The sequence below is a fragment of the Pseudomonas sp. GXM4 genome, assembly GCF_008923895.1.
GTDB classification, from domain to species: domain Bacteria; phylum Pseudomonadota; class Gammaproteobacteria; order Pseudomonadales; family Pseudomonadaceae; genus Aquipseudomonas; species Aquipseudomonas atacamensis.
Map to the genome: position 1 here is coordinate 1 of NZ_WBRZ01000367.1, position 4,360 is coordinate 4,360.

Genomic DNA, 4,360 nt, shown 5'->3' on the forward strand with positions numbered 1-4,360 from the left:
CTGACGAACCAATTCTGTCAATTCAGACCCAACTTCCCGCGCATCATCGACAAATCTTCCGCCAGCGTATTCACCGGCCCGACCAGCGCCTTGCGGTCGTTGTCCTTGACCTTGTCATAGGTCTCAAATCCGCCATCCGCAGTCTTGTACTTGGCCAGAATCCTGTCGACCGTGGCGAAGTTCTTGTCGACTTTCGCTACGAACGTCTTGTCCTGCTGTTCGATCTGCGGGCGGAACAAGTCGACGATCTTCTTGGCGCCGTCGATATTGCCCTGGAAGTCATACAGATCGGTGTGGCTGTAGCGGTCCTCCTCGCCGGAAATCTTCTTCGCCGCCACTTCTTCCAACAGCGCAGCAGCGCCGCCAACGACTTTCTCCGGCGGGAAGGTCAGACCGGCCACACGGGTTTGCAGATCCTGCACGTCTTTGTTCAAACCGTCGGCCAATGCCTCCAGGCCTTGGGTGGATTTCTCCGCGAACAACGAATATTCGATGCGGTGAAAGCCCGTGAAGTCCTCGGCCTTTACGCCTTTTTCGTGATCGTCGACACGCGAGTCGATGGACGCATCGAGATCGCTGAACAGCTCGGCAATCGGCTCGATCGACTCGTAATACACCCGCGTCGGCGCGTAGAGCTTCTGCGCGATCGCCAAGTCGCCTTTCTTCACCGCGTCAGTGAACTGCTGGGTGTGGCTGGCCAGTTCATCGAGCTTTTCGGTGACGTAAATCTTGTAGTCCGACACCGGCCCCACCAGATCCAGTGGCGCAGTCGCGGCGAACGCCGCCAGCGGGGTGTTGAGCAAACCAAGGGTCAGCAATAACGCGAGTGGCGTCTTTTTCATGGGGCGGCTCCAGTGTCGGTTGGGTGTCATGCGGTTTTGTTCTGGGAGGTCGCAGCGAGTAACGAGCGACCGATGAAATCGTCATCGCCGGTCACGCCGGGCAGGGTGAAGAAGTAACCGCCACCGACCGGCTTGAGGTATTCCTCAAGCGGCTCGCCGTTGAGGCGGGTCTGCACGGTGATGAAGCCTTGTTCCAGATCGGCCTGGTAGCAGATGAACAGCAGGCCCATGTCGAGCTGGCCGTTCTTGTTGACGCCGTTAGAGTAATTGAACGGCCGGCGCAGGATCAGATTGGCCTGGGTCGCGGCGGTGCGCGGGTTGGCCAGACGAATGTGCGCATCGAGCCTGGTCAGTTTGCCGGCGGGGTCCTTGCTGTAATCCGGCACTTCGCTTTCCTTGTGGCCGCCGATGGGCGCGCCGCTGCTCTTGACCCGGCCGAGAATGCTTTCCTGCTCCTGCAACGGCGTGCGATCCCAGCGCTCGACGAAGTTGCGGATGATGCGCACCGCTTGGTAACTGCCGTGGGCAGCCCAGGCCGGTTCGTCACTGTCCGGTTGTACCCAGACAATCCGCTCCATGACCTTGGCGTCGTTGGAATCGGGGTTGGCCGAGCCATCGCGAAAACCGAGAAAGTTGCGCGCCGACTGCGCCGGTACACCGGGTTTGGCCGGCGCTTGCGGCGGGACGCTGCCTTCCTGTTTCCAGCGCACCAGCAGCAGGTCAGGCAGGTTTTTGACGATGTCGCGCAGGGCGTGAATGTTGGTGTCGGCGGTGTTGGCGCAGAACTGCAGACTGAGGTCGCCATGGCAGCAATCGGCGTCCAGCGCATCGTTGGGAAAACCGACCATGCGTTGCAGACGCTTGGGCTTTGCCGCCGCCAGACCAAAGCGCTCGTCGAACAGCGAATCGCCGACGGAAACGGTGATGGTCAGGTTGTCCGGGGTGACCACCGGGCCGAGGATGCCGGAGTCCAGCGGTGGCAGTTTCGGGTCGACCTGCGCGACCGGTCCGCCCTTCATCAAAAACGCGATGCGTTCGTTGAGGGTGCGGAACAGCCGCTCGAGGTCTTCGCGATCGCTGGCCAGCACATCGAACGCCACCAGCATTCCGGAGGCCGGGCGCGGGGTGACGATGCCGGCCTGGTGCACACCGTGGAAATCGTGGCGGTCTTCGGTCTTGTCGCTGCTCGGCGCCTCGGTGACTTGCGCAGGCTGCGCGGCCATGGCCGGGCAGCTCAGCGCCGATCCGGCAAGGGCGACACCAGCGGCGCCCATGCCCATCAGCACGCGACGTCGTTGCAGGTTGAGAGGTTCTGAATCGTTCATCTGTCGTGGTCTTCTGCTTACAGGCCGGAAAGGCCGAGGGCGGGGTCGATGCCATCCATTGCCGCGGCCAGAGCCTTGGCTTTGGCGGCAATCTGCTGGCGTTGCGCGGCGGTCACGGCGTCGTAACTGACGTAGCCATCGGCGGATTTGAACGCGTTGAGCTGGTTGTCGAAGTCACTCATGGCCTGGTCGACATTCGCTAACACGTCAGCGGAGGATTTGCTCAGCATCGGCCGCAACAGGTCGACGACCTTGCGCGCGGTGTGCGCGTTGGCGGCGAAACCGTTGAGATCGCTGTGGCTATAGCGTTCTTCCTCGCCGCTGCCGGCGCGCACCTCGGCGAGGCTGTTGAGGTTGCGCACGAGGATGCTGACCAATTGCTCCGGCGGCAGCGACTGCGCGAGCAACTGTTGCTTGAGGACGGTGACGTCAGCGAGCAAGCGCTGGGCAATCGGCGCGACATCGTCGAGTTTGCGTTGCTGGAACAGCGCGTATTCGAGGCGATGGAAACCGACGAACGCCGGATCCTGCTCGCGCTTTTCGAAATAATCGGCGCGGGCATTGATGTGGTTGTCCAGCTCGGCCAGGCGCTGCGCCGCCGGCGCCAGACGCTGATAAGCGGCACGCGCCGGCAGGTACAACGCTTGCGCCTGCGCCAGATCGCCACTGGCGATCGCCTGATTCAGCGCCGTCGCCGCTTTGATCAACGCGCTGCCCTGAACGGCCAGATACACGCGAAATTCCGACAGCGGCCCGACGAAAGCCACCATCGAGGGCTTGGCCTTGGCGGCGGCATCGGAAGCGGCTGTCGGTGTGACGTGCAAGGTGCCGCGCGGGTTGCTGAGCAAGCCGCAAGTGATCGCATAGTCGCCCGGTTGCAGGTTGGCGTTGATCACCTGGCTCAGGCCCGGCGCGATGTTTTCCCGCTCTTCGACCACCAGCACGCCGTCGAGAATTTCCCACTCGACCGCACGCTCGGAGCGGTTGACGATGCGCAAACTGGCGCGGCCGGCCGGCACCGTCAGGGCATTCGGCTCGCAACTGTGCGGGTGGATGTTGACGACGATTTCGTCATGGTTGTGCTGACGCTTGGCTGCGGCCATGTTCGAGGCGTACCAGAACAGCCCGCCGGCGGCGACCATCAGCAGCACCGAGCCGGCCAGCGCCCAACGCAGGGCCGGAGGGGTTTGGGTAGTAGACATGAAGGGCCTTATTGGCTGGAAACGGAAGTGGTTGGCGTCGCCTGGCGAGGCGCGGGCATGAAGAACATCACCAGTGCCAGCAGCAGATAAATCAGGTACGCGCCCAAGGTGCTGACGGTCGGCGCATCCTGATAACCGAACATGCCGGCCAGCACCGAGCCCAGCGGGCCGTCCATCGGCAGCGTCGCGCTGAAGTCGAACAGCACCGTTTGCAGGTGATTCCACAGCCCGGCTTCATGCAGCGCCTGCACCGAGTTGGCGAGAATCCCGGCGGCGACCACGAGGATGAACAATCCGGTCCACTTGAAGAACGCCGAGAGGTTGAGGCGCATGCTGCCGCTGTAGATCAGGAAACCGACGATCACCGCCAGGATCAGGCCGAGCAGGGCGCCAATCGGCGCGCCCGGGCCTTCGCTTTGCTGGAACACGGCGAGCAGGAAGAACACCGTCTCCAGGCCTTCGCGAGCGACGGCGAAGAAGACCATGGCGATCAAGGCAATCACCTGATGCCTGGATTGCGTCAGCGCTTGATCCAGCGAGGCTTGCAGCGAGTGCTTGATCGACCGCGCGACCTTGCGCATCCAGAACACCATCGAACTGAGAATGCCCACGGCGACCAGACCGACCACGCCTTCGAATAATTCCTGCTGCTTTTGCGGGAATTCAGCGCTGACCAGCTCCAGACCACCACCGACCAGCAGGGCAAGGGCGGCGGCGAGGAAGACGCCGATCCATACCGCTGGCATCCATTGACCGCGGCCGGTCTGTTGCAGGTAACTGGCAATGATGCCGACGATGAGCGCGGCCTCGATGCCTTCGCGCAACATGATCAAAAAGGGAACGAGCATTGGCTAGCCACAGCGATTTAGATAGGAGGCTAAGTTGTAACATAATGACACTCATTCCCAAATGGCATTCATTGACATTTAGCTGAACCTTAGCTGAACAACTGTGATTCCTGTGGGAGCGAGCCGGCTCGCGAATGCGGTAT

4 protein-coding genes are annotated in these 4,360 nt (G+C 62.0%); all 4 read right to left on the reverse strand.

The genetic code is table 11. The features are described from left to right. Nucleotides 1–17: 17 nt before the first annotated feature. From efeO (F8N49_RS25930) to efeU, 4 genes are read right to left on the reverse strand one after another with little or no spacing between them, the layout of a single operon-like run. A complete protein-coding gene (gene efeO, locus F8N49_RS25930) occupies nucleotides 18–842 on the reverse strand; it encodes an iron uptake system protein EfeO (RefSeq protein WP_151553138.1) in 825 nt (274 codons plus the stop codon). Nucleotides 843–868: 26 nt separating this feature from the next. Next, nucleotides 869–2,167 carry an iron uptake transporter deferrochelatase/peroxidase subunit gene (efeB, locus tag F8N49_RS25935; RefSeq protein WP_122706155.1) on the reverse strand — a complete coding sequence of 433 codons (1,299 nt, stop codon included), beginning with the start codon at nucleotides 2,165–2,167 and terminating at the stop codon, nucleotides 869–871. A 17-nt stretch (nucleotides 2,168–2,184) separates the two neighbouring features. Further along, nucleotides 2,185–3,369 carry an iron uptake system protein EfeO gene (efeO, locus tag F8N49_RS25940; protein ID WP_151553140.1) on the reverse strand — a complete coding sequence of 395 codons (1,185 nt, stop codon included), beginning with the start codon at nucleotides 3,367–3,369 and terminating at the stop codon, nucleotides 2,185–2,187. 8 nt (nucleotides 3,370–3,377) lie between these two features. Continuing rightward, nucleotides 3,378–4,217 carry an iron uptake transporter permease EfeU gene (gene efeU, locus F8N49_RS25945; protein WP_041480384.1) on the reverse strand — a complete coding sequence of 280 codons (840 nt, stop codon included), beginning with the start codon at nucleotides 4,215–4,217 and terminating at the stop codon, nucleotides 3,378–3,380. Nucleotides 4,218–4,360 lie beyond the last annotated feature (143 nt).